Origin of the sequence: Leifsonia sp. CL147 (assembly GCF_900114565.1) — a bacterium.
Taxonomy (GTDB): Bacteria; Actinomycetota; Actinomycetes; order Actinomycetales; family Microbacteriaceae; genus Leifsonia.
The window spans coordinates 39,430-55,589 of the sequence record NZ_FOTM01000014.1; the positions used below are offsets into that span (position 1 = coordinate 39,430).

Sequence of the window (16,160 nt, forward strand, 5' to 3'; positions counted from 1 at the left end):
CGAAACGCGGTCGAAATGCGTCGCCGATAGCGTCTGGCCATGGGCGAGTTGTTCGGTGGGTACGCGACCGCGGCGTCCCGCCGGAGGCGGGGCCGCGAGGCGCCCTTCGACGAGATGTTCGCCGACGCGGCCGCTGCGGGCGGCGGAACGCGCCCGGCCTACCGGGAGCTCTTCGCGGCGCTCGCCTCGATGACCCAGGAGGAGCTGCGGGGGCGGACGGATGCGCTGGCCAGCTCTTATCTCGCGCAGGGCGTGACATTCGACTTCGCCGGCGAGGAGCGGCCGTTCCCGCTCGACGCCGTGCCGCGCGTGATCGAGCAGCACGAGTGGGCCCACGTCGAGGCGGGCGTGAAGCAGCGTGTGCGCGCGCTGGAAGCGTTCCTCAGCGACGTGTACGGCGACCAGAACGCTGTCCGGGACGGCGTTGTCCCTGCCGGCATCATCACCTCCTCCGCGCACTTTCACCGCGCGGCGGCCGGGATCGCGACGGCCAACGGCGTCCGCATCCAGGTCGCCGGCATCGACCTGATCCGCGACGAGCGCGGGGCGTGGCGCGTGCTCGAGGACAACGTCCGCGTCCCGAGCGGCGTGAGCTACGTCATCTCCAACCGGCGCGTGATGGCGCAGACCCTGCCCGAGCTGTTCACGTCGATGCGCGTGCGCCCGGTCGGCGACTACCCGTACCGGCTGCTGCAGGCGCTCCGGGCCAGCGCCCCCGGCGGCATGGAGAACCCCAACGTGGTGGTGCTGACGCCGGGCGTCTACAACTCCGCGTACTTCGAGCACACCCTCCTGGCCCGGCTGATGGGGGTGGAGCTGGTGGAGGGACGCGACCTGTTCAGCTCGGGCGGACACGTCTGGATGCGCACCACCTCCGGCCCGCAGCGCGTGGACGTGATCTACCGGCGTATCGACGACGACTTCATCGACCCGCTGCAGTTCCGTGTGGACTCCGTCCTCGGCACGCCGGGCCTCATGCTCGCCGCGCGCCTCGGCAACGTGACGATCGCCAACGCGATCGGCAACGGCGTCGCCGACGACAAGCTGGTCTACACCTACGTGCCGGACCTCATCCGCTACTACCTGGCCGAGGAGCCGATCCTGCCGAACGTGGACACCTGGCGGCTCGAGGAGCCGGAGGCGCTCGCGGAGGTGCTGGACCGGCTCGACGAACTCGTCGTGAAACCGGTCGACGGCTCCGGCGGCAAGGGCCTGGTGATCGGGCCGGACGCTTCCCGCCGAGAGCTCGCCGAGCTCCGTGCACGCCTGATCGCCGACCCGCGCGGGTGGATCGCCCAGCCGTTGGTCGAGCTGTCCACCATCCCGACGCTCGTGGACGACGGGATGCGCCCCCGGCACGTCGACCTCCGCCCGTTCGCGGTCAACGACGGCCGCGACGTCTGGGTGCTCCCCGGAGGCCTCACCCGCGTCGCGCTGGCGGAGGGCCAGCTCGTGGTCAACAGCAGCCAGGGCGGCGGGTCGAAGGACACCTGGGTCGTCGGAGCCCACACGATCGGCGACCCGGGCGACGGCACCTCGGAGCGGCACGGCGGTCAGGCTCCGGAGGCGCCTCAACGTGTCGCTGGGCTCGTCGCGGAGCAGGCCGCACGGCCGGCCTCCACGGTGCCCCCGGCGCAGCGGGCGCCCGACCACTCCGCGGAGGACGCGCCGCGCAGCGACCAGCAGCAGCAACAACAACAGACCGGGGAGGCCGCATGCTGAGCCGCATCGCCTCCTCCCTGTTCTGGATCGGCCGCTACATCGAGCGGAGCGACGGCACCGCGCGCATCCTGGACGTGCACCTGCAGCTCCTCCTCGAGGACCCCTGGATCGACGAGGACAGCGCCTGCCGCTCCCTGCTCGGGGTCATGGGGAGTCCCGCACCGGAGGCCGCGATCGTCCGGGAGGACGTGCTCCGCATCCTCGCCGTCGACCGCGCGGCGCCGGCCTCCATCGTGTACTCGCTCGGGTCGGCGCGGGAGAACGCGCGGCGCGCCCGCGAGATCATCTCCACGGAGCTGTGGGAGTGCCTCAACACCACGGCCGCTCGGATGCCCCGCCGGGTGACCAGCGACAAGGTGCACGAGTTCTTCAGCTGGGTGCGGGAGCGGACCGCCCTCGCCGTCGGCCTCATGGAGTCGGGCGCGAGCCGCGACGAGGCGTGGCACTTCTTCACGCTCGGCCGCAGCCTGGAGCGCGCCGACATGACGGCCCGGCTGCTCGCGACGCGTTCGCTGACGGAGGCGAGCGGGCCGAGCTGGACGACGCTCCTGCGCTCGTGCGGCGCGTACGAGGCGTACCTGCGCACCTACCGCGGAGTGCCGTCGGCGCGGAACGCGGCCGAGTTCCTCCTGCACGACAGGCTGTTCCCGCGGTCGATCCTGTACTCGGTCGCCCGAGCGGTCGACAGCCTGGCCGAGATCGAGCCGCGGCTGGAGCGGGTCGGGGTCTCGGATCAGGCGGCCCGGATGCTGGGTCAGGTGCGCAGCGAGCTGGAGTTCCGGCCCGTCGCCGACGTGCTCGACGACCTCCCGGCGTTCATGTCGGCCATCCAGGAGGCGACGAGCGCGGCGACCACGGCGGTCGCCCTCCGCTACTTCCCGGAGAGCGCCGCCCCGAGCTGGACGGGGGAACGGGCATGAAGCGGCTGAGGATCGTGCACTCGACCGGCTACCGGTACGACGGCGACGTGACCGCATCGCACAACGAGGCGAGGATGCTGCCCGTCACCGGCGACCGTCAGCTCGTGCTCCACTCCTCCCTCGACGTGCAGCCGGTCTCCTCGCACCACCAGTACACCGACTACTGGGGCACGAGGGTCCTCGCCTTCGACGTGCTCGCCCCGCACAGCGAGCTGACGATCACGGCGAGCAGCCTCGTGGAGGTGCTCGAGGCGGAGCACCCCGCCTCGACGGTCGGCTGGGCGGAGCTCGCCGCTGTGGTCCCCCGCTCCCCCGCCTGCGTCGAGCAGCTCCGGCAGACGGCGCTGACCGCACCTCCCCCGTCGCTCGCCGAGCTCGCCGCCTCCGTGGCGGCCGCTGTGGCGCCCGCGGTCGACGGGCCGTGCGCTGCGGCGCTCGCCATCGTCGCCGCCGTGTCGTCCGAGATGGACTACGTGAGCGGCGTGACCGGCGTGCGCACCACGGCCGCCGAGGCGTGGGAGGCGCGCAGCGGAGTGTGCCAGGACATCGCCCACGTCGCGGTCGGCGCACTCCGGTCGGTCGGGATCCCGGCGCGGTACGTCTCCGGGTACCTGCACCCGAAGGCGGAGGCCGCCGTCGGCGAGACCGTCACCGGCGAGTCGCACGCCTGGGTGGAGTGGTTCTGCGGCAGCTGGCACGGGTACGACCCCACCAACGGCATTCCGATCGGCGACCGCCACGTGCGCGTCGGCCACGGCCGCGACTACACCGACGTCACTCCGCTCCGCGGTGTCTACGCCGGCAGCAGCGGATCGGAGCTGTTCGTCTCGGTCTCCATCACCCGGGAGGCGTGACCGGCTGCCTTCTACAGGGCGGGGACCGAGCGTAGCCGGTCGTGGGCTCACCGGCTACGGTGATGCCATGACAGAGCCGCAGCCTCATCGAACCGAAGGAGCGTCACAGCTTCCGCGGAGCGCTGCGGACATGGTCCGGGTCAGCAAGATGCTGTCCCTGACGCTTCGGCACGACCCCGGCCAGGTCGGAGTCCAGCTCGATGGCGGCGGATGGGTGGATATCGACGTCCTCCTCGAGGCGTTCGCGCGCCACGGGATGGCGGTCAGCCGCGAAGAGCTTGACGACATTGTCGAGCAGAGCGACAAGCAACGTTTCGCGATCGCGAACCATCGCATCAGGGCGAACCAAGGTCACTCGATCGACGTGGACCTCGGACTCGAACCTGCACTTCCGCCGGAGCTGCTGTTCCACGGCACGGCGGAGTCGTCGGTCGAGTCGATCCTGGCCACGGGGATCAATCCCGGGCAACGACGTCAGGTGCACTTATCCCTCGACGCGGAAACGGCCAGGAAGGTCGGCGCACGTCACGGACGGCCAGTCGTCCTGACCGTGCGCGCCGAGGCGATGGCGGAAGCGGGCCTGGAGTTCTTCCGCTCGGCCAACGGCGTGTGGCTGGTCGACGAGGTGCCGGCGAAGTTCGTCCGCCGATAGGCCGAACGCGTTTCTCATCCGCTCAGCGCACTAGTCGGTACTACGCGACCGGTCAGGCGCCGTAGCCGAAGATCGACTCGTCCTCCTGGTCGGCCTCGACCGGGTCGGAGTCCGGCTGGTCGAAGTGGTAGGCGACGAGACGCTGACCCTCCACCTCGCGCTCCTCGCCGGCGACGTACCAGAAGGTGGACTCGAGGCCCTCGACCGCGGCGATCACGCCGATGCGCTCATCCACTTTGCCGTCGATGAGGAAACGGCGGTCGGTCTGGCCGGCGAGTGGTCCGTCCACGTACTCGACGATGTATTCGGGGTCCTGGCGTGCCTCGGTCATGTGTCCAACCTAGTCCCGGATCGACGGTCGCGGACCCCGGCGCTCAGATCGAGGGCCGACACGTCGAGGATCAGCGCGGCGTGGTCGAGTGGATGCTCGCGCGCCACGAAGCGGTCGAACTCCGCCTGCCAGGTGTCCCAGTGGGTGGCGAAGGTGTCGCCGTCGCGCGCCAAGGCGCGCTGCTTGCGGAGCGCGTCGTCGGCCCGCAGCCAGACGGTCAGGTCGGCGAGGGCCGCGTTGCGGACGGAGAGCGTGCCGCATCCCTCCACGATCAGCGGCTCGGGGCCGACGACGGTCTCACGCCCGGCGGGACGGTCCGCCGCCCAGTCCCAGCGCTGCCAGGATCCTGCTCGGGAGGCACGGAGCGGCTCGAGCAGGTCGTCGCCGACCGCGGTGCTCGCCGCGTCGAGGCCGTCCCAGCCGGGGTAGAGGTCGTCCATCCGGACCAGCCGCGGGTGGCCCTTCGCGGGCCAGGCGGCGACCAGGAGGTCGGCCAGCAAGCTCTTGCCCGCACCGCTCGGACCGTCGATGAGGATGACGGGAGTGCGTCCGCCTGCCGTGGCGGCCTCCACGGCGTGGGTCACGGCGGCGAAAAGCGCGGCAAGACCGGCCGGCGTCGCGCCGGGCGCCTGCGCCGCATACTCAGGGGCCGACTCGCCTGCCGACTCGCCCGCCGACTCAGCCGAGCGGGGCATTCCAGCTCCCGACGGCCACGGCCGCTGTGACCGCCGCCGCAGCGACCGCCAGCGCGACGGCCAGCGCCGCCCAGTCGCGCCCGCGAAAGACGGAGGGCCTCGCCCAGGTGCGTTGTCCGGGCGCGCCGAAGCCGCGCGCCTCCATCGCGGTCGCGAGCTTGGTCCCCCGACGCAGCGACAGCACGAAGAGGGCGAACGACTGGCCCAGGAACCGGCGGATCGCGCCGGATTCGGCGACCCCGCGCGCCCGGCGGGCGAGGGTGAGCGCCCGCCAGTCCTCGGCGAACAGCCCGACCAGGCGGAGTCCGGCGAGGCCGCCGATCACGAACCGGGCGGGCAGCCGGAGGAGCTGCGCCAGGCCGTCCGCGAGGTCGGTCGGGTCGATGGTGACGAAGAGGAGCACGGCGGGCAGGCCGATCGCCAGCACGCGGAGGGCGGTCGCGGCGCCGAGGCCGATCGAGCCCTGGCTGATCTCCACCGCCCACCACTGCACATAGACCGTGCCGGAGACCTGGCCGTAGAGGACCGTGGTCAGCCCGGCGAGCGGGGCGGCGATCCAGACCGGGGCGGTGCGCGCCAGGATGGTGCGCACCGGGATGCCCGCGAAAGCCAGCAGCACCAGCTCGAGGATCAGGGCGACGCCCGCCGATACCGGATCGATGGAGAGCAGCAGCGCGACGGTTACGATGACGGAGGCGCCGAGCTTGGCGACCGGGTTCAGGGTCGCCAGCGGGCCGGTGCGGAGCGGCTGCACGAGCGTCATGCGGTCACCTCCGCCGCATCCAGCCGGAGGGATGCGGCACCCACGGCGCGCACGAACTCCGCGTCGTGGGTGGCGGCGACGATGGCGTGACCCTCGTGTCGGAGGGCGGCGATCATCCGCACCAGCTCCTGCCAGGTGCGGGCGTCCTGCCCGAAGGTCGGCTCGTCCAGCACCAGGAGGCGGGGTCGCGTCGCGAGGGCCGTCGCCACCGAGAGCCGGCGCTTCTGACCGCCGGAGAGCGTGAACGGGTTCGCCGCGGCGGCATCGGTCAGCGCGAGGCGGTCGAGCAGTTCATCCACGCGTTCGTCGACCTCGGTCGTCGGCAGGTGGAGCGCGCGCGGGCCGGCGGCGAGCTCGTCGCGGACCGTGCCTGCGATGAACTGGTGCTCCGGATTCTGGAAGACGCTTCCGATGCGCGTGAGCAGCTCGCGCGAGCGCCAGGATGCGGGATCGGAGGAGGCGCCGTCGGCCAGGGCGGGCTCGGCGATCAGCTCACCGCCGAGACCGGGAAGCAGGCCGCCGAGGGTGAGGGCGAGGGTCGACTTGCCGGAGCCGTTCCGCCCGGTGAGAGCGAATGCGGAGCCCGCGCGCACCTCGAGATCGACCGGATGCCCGACCGGCACAACGACGGCCGCACCCGCCCGCGCACGGCGACGGCGACGGGAGCGACGTGGGCGTGTCGTCGTCGCACGACCGAACGCGAGCGAGCGCGCGGTCAGCAGCGGCATCCCTTCGGGAACGACGGGCGCGTCCGGGACGGGCGTGCCGGGCAGCCAGACACCGGCGCGCCCGAGCTCGCCGTCGGTATCGGCCAGCACGGCGTCCGGCGGTCCGTCGGCGAGCACGCCGCCGTCCGCTGCCAGCACGACGACCCGGGTGACGAGGTCCCGCCACACAGCGACGCGGTGCTCCACCACGACGAGCGTGGCGCCGGTCGCCTCGAGTGCGGCGCGCACCGCATCCCGTACTTCGAGGACGCCCTCGGGGTCGAGATTCGCGGTGGGCTCGTCGAGCAGCAGCAGGCCGGGACGCATCGCCAGCAGACCCGCCAGCGCCAGGCGCTGCTTCTGGCCGCCGGAGAGCTGAGCCGTGGGGTGGTCGAGGGGCACGTCGAGGCCGACCTCTGCGAGCGAGCGCCGGACGCGCATCCACAGCTCGTCGCGCGGCACACCGAGGTTCTCGCCGGCGAAAGCGACATCGTCGCCCACCCGGGCGAGGATGACCTGGGCGTCCGGGTCCTGCAGCAGCAGTCCGGCCGTCCCCCGCGCCTGAGCTGGCGGGCGCCCGGCGACGGTCAGCGACCCGGCGGACTCGCCGTCGTCGTCGCCGCCGAGCACGCCCGCGAGGCCGGCGAGCAGCGTGCTCTTGCCGGCGCCGGACGCGCCGAGCAGCAGCACCCGCTCCCCCGGCTCGATGCACAGATCGACACCGCGAACCGCCCACGCGCTTCGTCCCTCGTACCGCCAGCCCCAGTCGGCGACGCGAACCGCCGCCGGGGGGCCCTCTCCCGTGCTCACCGTCGTCAGGCCTGCGCGGTCCCCCGCGCCTCGCGGCCCGCGGCGAAACGGCTCAACGCCCCGGTCCGCGCGAGGGCGCGCACCAGCAGCCAGGAGCCGAGACCCGCCACGATCAGGCCCGAGATCGTCGTGGTGATCGCGTAGACGACGATGAACTCCGCCTTCGATCCGGGGTACCAGTACAGGAGGTCGAGGATGGACTCGGCGACGCCTGCGCCTGCACCCGCCAGCAGAGCGGGGACGAGCCGCCAGTTCGCGTAGAGGAACAGGGCGAAGACGATCTCCGCGCCGAGTCCCTGCACCACGCCGGAGAGCAGGGTGGCGACACCCCACTGCGTGCCGATCAGGGCCGAGACGACCGCGGCGACGAGCTCGCCGAACAGCGCGGCGCCCGGCTTGCGGACGATGAGAGCGACGAGGACGCCCGCGAACAGCCACGGGCCGTTGATGATGCCCTGGAAGCCGGGCAGGACGGTCCCCACGGGGCCGGAGATGGGATTGGAGACGATGTCCCAGACCCAGAAGACGACTCCGGATGCGACGGCGACGACGCTCGCGACGACGATATCGACGACCCTCCAGCGCAGGACGCGCGACGAAAGGCCGGTGGAGGAGATGGTTGCGTGCACTGTACGTGCCCTTTCATTCAGCGAAACAGGGCACGGGATGTGAGAAGGTCCTCCCTGCGCTGGCATGACCCAGATCAGGTTCGACGGTCGAGACTTGGAGAAGTCTCCTCTCAGCCCGGCTCACCGGACTCCCGTGTTCGCACCCAGTGTATCCCTCGCGCCGCGCATCCATTCGCCGGGCCCGGGCGCGCGGGCGAGAACAGTCGCTTCACCCTCGGCGACTGTTCTCGAAGTGCTCGGGGACTACTTCTTGAGCGCGCGGATGACGCGGGCCCAGGCGTGGCCTGCCACCCAGAAGAAGGGGATGCCGACCGCCAGCAGGGTGATCAGGTTGGGGCGGAAGCGGACGCCCAGCTCGTCGGATATGTAGGCGCCGAACGGGACGGCCATCCCGCCGCCGCCACCGCCGCCCGGGTTGTCCTCACCGCCCTCGCCCATACCTCCGCCGCCGAAACCGAACTGCACGGCGGCGACCGGGACGATGGTCGTGCCATCCAGGACGATCGGTTCGCCGTAGACCGACTTGATACCGGAGCCGCTGATGGTCTCCGCGAGCTTGAGGGTGATGTTCGTCATGGAAGCCACCGTAGCGCGCGCCCTTCGGCCTGACCAGGCACCCGAGGCCGGCTCAATCGCTCACGTACTTCGGGTTGCGTCCGTCCTGCTCCTCCTCGTCGGCGTCCCGCGAACGGCGGACGAGGGAGGCGGGCCCGATCGCGCCGCGCCCGAAGCGTGCGCTCACCGCATCCAGGGTCCGCTCCGTCTCGCGCCACTCCTCGTCGGGATCCCACAGTGCGAGCGCGTCTCCGCCGGCGTCGAGCAGCTGCTCGGCACGCACCCCGATCAGGCGGAGCGGGGTCTGCCGGACATCCAGGCCGAGCGCCCCGAAGACATCCCAGGCCTCCTCGAAGAGGCGCCGGCCCACGTTGGTCGGCTCGGCCAGGGTGCGGGAGCGGGTGATCGTGCGGAAGTCCGAGAAGCGGACCTTGATCGCGACGGTGCGCGCCACCAGCTCGTGTTTCCGCAGCCGCTCGCCGACCCGGCCGGAGAGCCGGAGGAATTCGCGGCGGAGGGTGTCCAGGTCTCCGACGTCGACGCCGAAGGTGTTCTCGTGCCCGATGCTCTTCTCGCGCGACTCCGTGACGATGCGGCGCGCATCCCTCCCGTTCGCCAGGTCGTGCAGGCGCCGGCCGCCGGCATCCCCGATCGCCTTCTGCAGCACGTGCAGCGGGGCATCCGCGAGATCGGCGACCGTGAGCAGGCCCATCCGCTCGAGCGACGCCTGGGTGCTGGCGCCGACACCCCAGAGCGCGCCGACCGGGAGAGGACGGAGGAAGGCGAGCGTCTCGGCGCGCGGGATGACCAGGAGCCCGTCGGGCTTCGCGCGACCCGACGCGAGCTTCGCCATGAACTTCGTCGCGGCCACGCCGACCGAGCAGGTGAGGCCGGTCTCCTCGAAGACGCGGGAGCGGATCAGCTCGGCGATGCGCCGAGGCGACCCGAGCAGACGCCGCGCGCCCGACACATCCAGGAAGGCTTCGTCGATGCTGAGCGGCTCGACCAGGGGCGTGACCTCGTGGAAGATGTCCATGACAGCGGCCGAGTACCGGGTGTAGCGCTCGTAGTGCGGCGTCAGGATGATCGCGTTCGGGCACAGCCGCAGAGCCTGCGACATCGGCATCGCACTGCGGACGCCGTACCGTCGCGCCTCGTACGTCGCGCTCGTCACGACGCCACGGCCGCCGGCGTGTCCGACGATGGCGGGCTTGCCGCGTGCGTCCGGGCGCTCCAGCAGTTCGACGGACGCGAAGAACGCATCCATGTCGACGTGCAGGATGGCGGCCTCCGAGTCGTCGACGTCGGACGCGCTCACCTGGCGCTGGCTGCCGTCTGCTCGTCCCACCTCCCTACCTTCTCACCCGCACCCGACGCCCGCACCCTCCCTGCGAAGCGCGCGACATTCGTCACGAATGTGCACTCTCACCCCCGCCAGCGCAACATTCGTCACGAATGTGCACTCCCAAACCCGGCCCCACCCCCGCCAACGCGACATTCGTCACGAATGTGCACTCTCGCCCCCGCCAGCGCGACATTCGTCACGAATGTCCACCCCCACCCCCGCCAACGCCAGCGCGACATTCGTCACGAATGTGCACTCTCACCCCCACCAGCGCAACATTCGTCACGAATGTGCACTCTCACCCCCGCCAGCGCAACATTCGTCACGAATGTGCACCCCCACCCCCGCCAGCGCCACATTCGTGACGAATGGGCAATCGAGATACGTTGGAGCCATGGAATTCAGGTACCTCGGCAACAGCGGACTCAAGATCTCGGAGATCATCTACGGCAACTGGCTCACCCACGGATCGCAGGTCGAGAACGACATCGCGACGCAGTCGGTCCGGGCTGCTCTCGAGGCCGGGATCACCACCTTCGACACAGCGGACGCCTACGCCAACACCGCCGCCGAGCAGGTGCTCGGGGATGCGCTGAAGAGCGAGCGACGCGCCTCCCTCGAGATCTTCACGAAGGTCTACTGGCCGACCGGCCCGAAGGGGCACAACGACGTCGGGCTCTCGCGCAAGCACATCCTGGAGTCGATCGACGGTTCGCTGCAGCGTCTCGGGACCGACTACGTCGACCTGTACCAGGCCCACCGCTACGACCACGAGACTCCGCTCGAGGAGACCATGCAGGCGTTCGCCGACGTCGTGCGCGCCGGGAAGGCCCTCTACATCGGCGTGAGCGAGTGGACGGCCGACCAGCTGCGGGCGGGGCACGCCCTGGCGAAGGAGCTGAACATCCAGCTCATCTCCAACCAGCCGCAGTACTCGATGCTGTGGCGGGTCATCGAGAAGCAGGTGGTCCCGGCCTCCGCTGAGCTCGGGATCTCGCAGATCGTGTGGTCGCCGGTCGCTCAGGGTGTCCTGACGGGCAAGTACAAGCCCGGCCAGGAGGCCCCGGAGGGCAGCCGGGCGGCCGACGAGAAGGGCGGAGCGAACGCGATCCGCGGCTTCCTGCGGGAGGACGTGCTCACGGCCGTCCAGGGCCTCCAGCCGATCGCCGACGAGCTGGGCATCACCATGGCGCAGCTCGCCGTGGCGTGGGTCCTGCAGAACCCGAACGTCGCCGGCGCGATCGTGGGAGCCTCCCGCCCGGAGCAGGTGCAGTCGAACGCCGCCGCGGCCGGGGTGAAGCTCTCCGGCGACGTGCTGGCGCGCATCGACGAGGCCGTCGGCGATATAGCGGAGACCGACCCGGCGCTGACCGTCTCCCCCGCCAAGCGTCCCGCCTGAGCGCGGGCTCGGATCAGACGAGGGCGGATACGAGGGGGCGGAGCCAGGCGCGGAAGGCGGCCGAGTCCTCGCGCAGGGATGTGCTCACCGCGACCGTGTGCGGACCGATGATCCACGCGCCCTTCTCGGCGAGCGGGAGCACTTCGAGGTCGAGCCGGAAGTAGCCGGCCTGCCTCCGCAGTTCGTGCTCCCGCTCGCGGACCACATCCACGATGTCGGCGGCGCGGCGGCGGTGGGACTCGGCGCTCACGGCCGCATACTCCGCATGCCGGGCGGCCGCCCAGTCCGCCGCGGCGGCGTAGTGCGCGATCACCGCATCCTGCAGCTCGATGGCCCGGTCGAACGCCTCGAAGTGCGGTGGATGCAGCAGCGGAGCGGACAGGCGCCGGTGCCGGTCCGCCGCCACCTCGAACCACGCCTGCCATTGGACGGCCAGGGCCTCTGCTGTTCCCGTGCTCACGGCGTCGTCCGCGGGACGTGCAGGGTGCGGGCGCAGCACGGGAGCGGGCCGGGGTCGCGTCCGCCCGTCGGCAGGCTGCGCGGGACGGGACTCGCGGTGCGGCTGCAGCACCGGCGTCACGGCCGGTTGCAGTCGCGGCAGGGACGGCTGGGCGAGGGCGGCGATCCCGGCCAGGTCGCGCACGGCGAGGGCGACGAGCAGGTCCCACGGGCAGTCTTCCGTGACCTGCCATCGAAGGGTGCCCTCGACGAACATGAAGTCATTGTAGATTCGCGCCGAGGGCGGAGGTAGTGGTCAGGCGAACCGGTTCAGTCGACGGCAGGTTCCGCGGCGACGAGCAGGAACGCCGGGATGACCGCCGTCTCGTACGGCCCGCGCCCATCGCGCCGGTACTGCGGCTCGGAGAAGGCGACGGTCCAGGTCGTCCAGCTGTCGAGCGGACCATAGACGGTGCGCAGGTTGCGGTCCCCGGCCGAGATGATCACGCCGGTCGGCTCTCCCACCCAGTCGTCGGAGGCCGGCGGGAGGTTCTCCTTCACCCACACCTGGACGCCGACGCCCAGACCGGGCACGTCCGGACGTTGGACGTTCGCGTCGACCGGCCCCGTGTCCTTGGCGCTGCGCTTCCACATGGACCCATAGTGGCATCCCGGGATGTGCGGGCGCTCAGTGCGAGGTCGTCGGACGAGGGCTGCCGCCTGCGCGCCGCTGCGGATCGAGGAGGCGGCGGAGCATCCACCGCTCGCCGACCGTCCACGCCGACGAGGTGAGGATGTACACGGCGGCTGCGAGCGGGACGAACGCGGCGAAGACGACCGTGACGTAGGGCAGGAACGACAGGGTGCGCAGCATCCCCGTGGTCGTGCCGGCGCCCGGGGCCTGCGGCAGCGTCAGCACGCGGCGCGAGACGGTCATGACGATCGCGATCAGGGCGAGCACGCCGAGGTAGACGGGCATCGCCGGCCAGACGCCGGCACCCGCGCCGGTCAGCCCGACGAAGCTGGTGCCGAGGGGCGCACCGAACGCATGCTGCCCGAGCAGCGCATTGGCGTGGCCGGCGATGGTGGGATGCGTGAAGACGGCGTAGACGAGCGTGACGACGGGGATCTGCGCGAGAAGGGGCAGCATCCCGGCGAAGGGCGACACCTGCTCCTCCCGGTAGAGCTCCATCGTCCTGCGCGCAAGGGTCTCGCGGTCGCCGCCGTGGCGGCGCTGGAGCTCGGCGAGCCGGGGGGCGAGACGCCGTCGGTTGTACTCGGCGCGCACCTGGCTCACGCCGACGGGGAGGAGGACGGTGCGCACGATCACGGTCAGCACGACGATGGCGAGGAGGCCGGCGGCGGTGCCGGCGAGCGGCTCCACGGCGGCGGAAAGAGCGGTGACGAGACGGTAGGCGCCGTCGAGGACGGCCGCGATGGGCGGCCAGGTGAAGAAGTCCATGAGTGAAGTGATTCCCTGCGGATCGGACGAGTGGTGGACACGTCTGGTCGCGCACTGCTCCGTCCCGCCGGCGGCGGGGCGGACGCCGGACTACGCGACCGGCAGGGAGACGGCGGGCGCCCTCGGGCGCGGGCGGCCGTCCGCATCCGGTGCGGACTGGCTCTCGGCGAGCCAGCCGGCGACCGGCGCCGCGGAGCGGGACCACACCGATCGGAGGCGGAGCGAGGCGGCCAGCGCTGCAACCGACCGCAATGTGGCCGCTGCGACCACAGCCACGAGACCCAGCGCACCGGCGACGCCCACGAGGGCGATCACGCCGGCCGGGCTGTGCACGCCCAGCATCCCGAGGGCGGACGCGAGGGAGCGTCCGAGCAGCTCGAGCAGGGCGGTCATGGTCATGACGCTAACAGAGGCTGGGGCAGGAATCCGAGAGCGTTCGCGTCAGGCGGACGTGTGTCGCGTGCTCCGGAGGCACGGTGGAAGGATGGACGCATGACTCGAGTCGCGATCATCGGTGCCCACGGAAAAGTCGCTCAGCAGCTCATGCGAGTGCTCTACGACCGCGGCGATGACTTCGTCGGCGTCGTGAGGAACGACGAGCACGCCGACGACGTCTACCGCCTCGGCGGCGAGGGTGCGCTCGTGGACCTCGAGAGCGCAGAGGCGAACACGCTGGCGGCCGCGATCGCGGGCTGCGACGCAGTGGTCTTCGCCGCGGGAGCCGGCCCGGGTTCCGGAGCCGAGCGCAAGCGAACCGTCGACTTCGCCGGGTCCACGAAGTCGCAGGAGGCGGCCGCGCAGGCGGGAATCCGCCGCTTCGTCCAGATCTCCGCCTGGGGAGTCGACGCCCCGGTGGACGACACCGACCCGGTGTGGAAGGCCTATGTGGAGGCGAAGCGGGATGCGGATGCGGCGTTGCGCGCATCCACTCTGGACTGGACGATCCTGCGGCCCGGCGGCCTGACGACGGAGGAGGGCACCGGGTCCGTCACCCTCGGCGACACCGTCCCCCGCGGAACCATCGCCCGAGAGGACGTCGCGCGCCTGATCGCCGCGGCCCTGGACGAGCCGCGGACGATCGGCCGGCAATGGGAGGTCGTCGGCGGCGAGACTCCCATCGAGGAGGCTGTGCGAGCGCTGGTCGCGTCCGCGTAGGCTTGCGCGCGTGACAGCGGACAACGACCACTCCCCCTCCGACGCGCGGCCCTGGGTGGCTTCGTACGCGGCGGATGTCCCGGCCGAGGTCGAGGTGCCCGACGGCTCCCTCGCTCACCTCATCGACGACTCCGTCCGTGCCTACGGCCGGCACGTGGCGCTGGAGTTCTTCGGAGCGACGACGACCTATGCCGAGCTCGGCGACCAGATCGCCCGCGCCGCGGAGGGCCTGCGCAAGCTGGGCGTCTCAAAGGGCGACCGTGTCGCGCTGGTGCTGCCGAACTGCCCGCAGCACGTCGCCGCCTTCTACGCCGTCCTCCGCCTCGGCGCGGTCGTCGTCGAGCACAACCCGCTGTACACGCCGCGCGAGCTCCGGCACCAGTTCGAGGATCACGGAGCGACCGTGGCGATCGTCTGGGACAAGGTCGCCGCGACCGTCCAGGATCTCCCCGCAGACCTCGGCGTCACCACGGTCGTCTCGGTCGACCTGACGCGCGCGATGCCGGCCTCCAAGCGGTTCGCGCTGAGCCTCCCCGTCCCGGCGGCCCGCACGACGCGGGAGCAGCTGACGGCGAAGGTCTCGGGGACGATCCGCTGGGACTCGCTGGTGACCTCCCGTCGCCTGAAAGCCTCCTCCCCGCGGCCCGAGCGCGACGACCTCGCGCTCATCCAGTACACGTCGGGGACGACCGGCCGACCGAAGGGCGCCATGCTGACGCACGGCAACCTGACGGTGAATGCGGCCCAGGCCCGGGCGTGGGTTCCGACGATCGAGCGGGGAACCTCCGTCGTCTATGCGGTGCTTCCGCTCTTCCACGCCTACGGTCTCACCCTCTGTCTGACGTTCGCGATGAGCATGGGCGCACGCCTGGTGCTGTTCCCGAAGTTCGACCCGGACCTGGTCTTGGATGTGGTCAAGAAGCGGCCGGCGACGTTCCTGCCCGCGGTTCCCCCGATCTACGAGCGTTTGGTGCAGGCGGCGGAGAAGCGGAAGGTGTCGCTCTCGGGCATCCAGATCGCGATCTCGGGGGCGATGAGCCTGCCGCAGGGCATCGTCGACCTGTGGGAGGGAGAGACGGGCGGTTACCTCGTGGAGGGCTACGGGCTCTCCGAGTGCTCCCCCGTGCTGATGGCGAACCCGGTGGGGGCGACACGGAAGCCGGGGACCGTCGGCCTGCCGCTGCCGAGCACGGAACTACGCGTCGCCGATCCGGAGGATCCGTCGGTCGATCGGCCGTTCGGCGAGGAGGGCGAGCTGCTCGCCCGCGGTCCGCAGGTGTTCTCGGGATACTGGCGCAAGCCGGACGAGTCGTCGTCGGTGTTCACGGACGACGGCTGGTTCCGCACCGGCGACATCGTGACGATGGATGAGGACGGATTCGTCCGCATCGTCGACCGCATCAAGGAGCTCATCGTCACCGGCGGCTTCAACGTGTCGCCGACGGAGGTCGAGGAGGCGCTGCGCTCGTTCCCGGGAGTGGCCGATGTCGCGGTCGTCGGTCTCCCCCACCGCCGCGGCGGCGAGGATGTGGTGGCCGCGGTCGTGATGGAGGCCGGGGCGTCGTTCGACGAGGAGGCGATCCGCGCCTACGGCCGCGACTGTCTCACTCCCTACAAGGTGCCGAAGCACGTGGTGCAGGTGGACGAGCTGCCGCGTTCGATCGTCGGCAAGGTGATCCGCCGCAAGGTGCGGGACCAGTTGCTGGCGGCCCAGGGGGCGTGA

The 16,160-nt window shown here is 71.4% G+C and carries 18 protein-coding genes and 1 riboswitch; of the genes, 7 read left to right on the top strand and 11 right to left on the bottom strand.

All coding sequences use genetic code 11. The annotated features are described in order from the left end of the window. The first annotated feature begins 39 nt into the window (after nt 1-39). From BM287_RS12490 to BM287_RS12505, 4 genes are all read left to right on the top strand, one after another. The gene (locus BM287_RS12490) at nt 40-1,722 is read left to right on the top strand and encodes a circularly permuted type 2 ATP-grasp protein (RefSeq protein WP_090040115.1); all 1,683 of its coding nucleotides are present in this window, start codon (nt 40-42) and stop codon (nt 1,720-1,722) included. Continuing rightward, on the top strand, nt 1,716-2,642 hold the full coding sequence (locus tag BM287_RS12495) for an alpha-E domain-containing protein (protein ID WP_090040117.1): 927 nt from the start codon (nt 1,716-1,718) through the stop codon (nt 2,640-2,642). Before BM287_RS12490 ends, BM287_RS12495 begins: the two co-directional genes overlap by 7 nt. Next, entirely contained in the window at nt 2,639-3,496 is an 858-nt protein-coding gene (locus BM287_RS12500; protein ID WP_090040120.1) for a transglutaminase family protein, read from the top strand. Before BM287_RS12495 ends, BM287_RS12500 begins: the two co-directional genes overlap by 4 nt. A gap of 67 nt (nt 3,497-3,563) precedes the next feature. Further along, entirely contained in the window at nt 3,564-4,148 is a 585-nt protein-coding gene (locus tag BM287_RS12505) for an RNA 2'-phosphotransferase (RefSeq protein ID WP_244528227.1), read from the top strand. A 52-nt stretch (nt 4,149-4,200) separates the two neighbouring features. Here the strand turns inward: BM287_RS12505 and BM287_RS12510 are convergent, their stop codons facing one another. The 7 genes from BM287_RS12510 to dinB all read right to left on the bottom strand — a co-directional run bounded on the left by BM287_RS12510 (nt 4,201) and on the right by dinB (nt 9,986). Beyond that, entirely contained in the window at nt 4,201-4,479 is a 279-nt protein-coding gene (locus BM287_RS12510; RefSeq protein ID WP_090040125.1) for a hypothetical protein, read from the bottom strand. Beyond that, nucleotides 4,476-5,174 carry a nucleoside/nucleotide kinase family protein gene (locus BM287_RS12515; RefSeq protein WP_090040127.1) on the bottom strand — a complete coding sequence of 233 codons (699 nt, stop codon included), beginning with the start codon at nt 5,172-5,174 and terminating at the stop codon, nt 4,476-4,478. Before BM287_RS12515 ends, BM287_RS12510 begins: the two co-directional genes overlap by 4 nt. Then, nucleotides 5,158-5,937, bottom strand: coding sequence for an energy-coupling factor transporter transmembrane component T family protein (locus BM287_RS12520; protein WP_090040130.1), 780 nt, complete (start codon nt 5,935-5,937; stop codon nt 5,158-5,160). The genes BM287_RS12515 and BM287_RS12520 overlap by 17 nt, the downstream gene beginning before the upstream one ends. After that, a complete protein-coding gene (locus tag BM287_RS12525) occupies nt 5,934-7,454 on the bottom strand; it encodes an ABC transporter ATP-binding protein (protein ID WP_244528229.1) in 1,521 nt (506 codons plus the stop codon). Before BM287_RS12525 ends, BM287_RS12520 begins: the two co-directional genes overlap by 4 nt. Before the next feature lie 5 nt (nt 7,455-7,459). Next, nucleotides 7,460-8,083, bottom strand: coding sequence for an ECF transporter S component (locus BM287_RS12530; RefSeq protein ID WP_090040132.1), 624 nt, complete (start codon nt 8,081-8,083; stop codon nt 7,460-7,462). A gap of 34 nt (nt 8,084-8,117) precedes the next feature. Beyond that, a riboswitch (TPP riboswitch) is annotated at nt 8,118-8,228 on the bottom strand. Between the two features lie 98 nt (nt 8,229-8,326). Next, nucleotides 8,327-8,659 carry a spore germination protein GerW family protein gene (locus tag BM287_RS12535; RefSeq protein WP_090040138.1) on the bottom strand — a complete coding sequence of 111 codons (333 nt, stop codon included), beginning with the start codon at nt 8,657-8,659 and terminating at the stop codon, nt 8,327-8,329. Nucleotides 8,660-8,711: 52 nt separating this feature from the next. Beyond that, nucleotides 8,712-9,986, bottom strand: coding sequence for a DNA polymerase IV (dinB, locus tag BM287_RS12540; protein ID WP_244528236.1), 1,275 nt, complete (start codon nt 9,984-9,986; stop codon nt 8,712-8,714). A 391-nt stretch (nt 9,987-10,377) separates the two neighbouring features. Between dinB and BM287_RS12545 the strand changes: the two genes are divergently transcribed. Next, nucleotides 10,378-11,382 (top strand): aldo/keto reductase family protein, encoded by a 1,005-nt coding sequence (locus tag BM287_RS12545; protein WP_090040142.1) that lies wholly within the window; start codon nt 10,378-10,380, stop codon nt 11,380-11,382. Between the two features lie 13 nt (nt 11,383-11,395). On the opposite strand, the gene BM287_RS12550 is transcribed toward BM287_RS12545, so the two are convergent. The 4 genes from BM287_RS12550 to BM287_RS12565 form a co-directional block, all read right to left on the bottom strand. Further along, the gene (locus tag BM287_RS12550) at nt 11,396-12,097 is read right to left on the bottom strand and encodes a hypothetical protein (RefSeq protein WP_090040145.1); all 702 of its coding nucleotides are present in this window, start codon (nt 12,095-12,097) and stop codon (nt 11,396-11,398) included. Nucleotides 12,098-12,150: 53 nt separating this feature from the next. Then, nucleotides 12,151-12,474 carry a hypothetical protein gene (locus tag BM287_RS12555; protein ID WP_244528238.1) on the bottom strand — a complete coding sequence of 108 codons (324 nt, stop codon included), beginning with the start codon at nt 12,472-12,474 and terminating at the stop codon, nt 12,151-12,153. A 34-nt stretch (nt 12,475-12,508) separates the two neighbouring features. Continuing rightward, nucleotides 12,509-13,282, bottom strand: a complete 774-nt coding sequence (locus BM287_RS12560; RefSeq protein WP_090040147.1) for a YidC/Oxa1 family membrane protein insertase — start codon at nt 13,280-13,282, stop codon at nt 12,509-12,511. 90 nt (nt 13,283-13,372) lie between these two features. Continuing rightward, nucleotides 13,373-13,675 (bottom strand): DUF6412 domain-containing protein, encoded by a 303-nt coding sequence (locus BM287_RS12565; RefSeq protein WP_090040241.1) that lies wholly within the window; start codon nt 13,673-13,675, stop codon nt 13,373-13,375. Nucleotides 13,676-13,774: 99 nt separating this feature from the next. On the opposite strand from BM287_RS12565, the gene BM287_RS12570 reads away from it, so the two are divergent. Both BM287_RS12570 and BM287_RS12575 read left to right on the top strand, forming a co-directional pair. Further along, the gene (locus BM287_RS12570; RefSeq protein ID WP_090040149.1) at nt 13,775-14,437 is read left to right on the top strand and encodes an SDR family oxidoreductase; all 663 of its coding nucleotides are present in this window, start codon (nt 13,775-13,777) and stop codon (nt 14,435-14,437) included. Nucleotides 14,438-14,447: 10 nt separating this feature from the next. Further along, nucleotides 14,448-16,160, top strand: a complete 1,713-nt coding sequence (locus BM287_RS12575) for a long-chain-fatty-acid--CoA ligase (protein WP_090040151.1) — start codon at nt 14,448-14,450, stop codon at nt 16,158-16,160.

Excerpts from the sequence above, each read along its gene's own strand:
- BM287_RS12555 (WP_244528238.1), bottom strand. The coding sequence starts at position 12,474 with ATGTGGAAGCGCAGCGCCAAGGACACGGGGCCGGTCGACGCGAACGTC.
- BM287_RS12500 (WP_090040120.1), top strand. The coding sequence starts at position 2,639 with ATGAAGCGGCTGAGGATCGTGCACTCGACCGGCTACCGGTACGACGGC.
- BM287_RS12545 (WP_090040142.1), top strand. The coding sequence starts at position 10,378 with ATGGAATTCAGGTACCTCGGCAACAGCGGACTCAAGATCTCGGAGATC.
- BM287_RS12495 (WP_090040117.1), top strand. The coding sequence starts at position 1,716 with ATGCTGAGCCGCATCGCCTCCTCCCTGTTCTGGATCGGCCGCTACATC.
- BM287_RS12560 (WP_090040147.1), bottom strand. The coding sequence starts at position 13,282 with ATGGACTTCTTCACCTGGCCGCCCATCGCGGCCGTCCTCGACGGCGCC.
- BM287_RS12565 (WP_090040241.1), bottom strand. The coding sequence starts at position 13,675 with ATGACCGCCCTGCTCGAGCTGCTCGGACGCTCCCTCGCGTCCGCCCTC.
- BM287_RS12520 (WP_090040130.1), bottom strand. The coding sequence starts at position 5,937 with ATGACGCTCGTGCAGCCGCTCCGCACCGGCCCGCTGGCGACCCTGAAC.
- BM287_RS12505 (WP_244528227.1), top strand. The coding sequence starts at position 3,564 with ATGACAGAGCCGCAGCCTCATCGAACCGAAGGAGCGTCACAGCTTCCG.
- BM287_RS12535 (WP_090040138.1), bottom strand. The coding sequence starts at position 8,659 with ATGACGAACATCACCCTCAAGCTCGCGGAGACCATCAGCGGCTCCGGT.
- BM287_RS12515 (WP_090040127.1), bottom strand. The coding sequence starts at position 5,174 with ATGCCCCGCTCGGCTGAGTCGGCGGGCGAGTCGGCAGGCGAGTCGGCC.
- BM287_RS12550 (WP_090040145.1), bottom strand. The coding sequence starts at position 12,097 with ATGTTCGTCGAGGGCACCCTTCGATGGCAGGTCACGGAAGACTGCCCG.
- BM287_RS12510 (WP_090040125.1), bottom strand. The coding sequence starts at position 4,479 with ATGACCGAGGCACGCCAGGACCCCGAATACATCGTCGAGTACGTGGAC.
- BM287_RS12490 (WP_090040115.1), top strand. The coding sequence starts at position 40 with ATGGGCGAGTTGTTCGGTGGGTACGCGACCGCGGCGTCCCGCCGGAGG.
- BM287_RS12570 (WP_090040149.1), top strand. The coding sequence starts at position 13,775 with ATGACTCGAGTCGCGATCATCGGTGCCCACGGAAAAGTCGCTCAGCAG.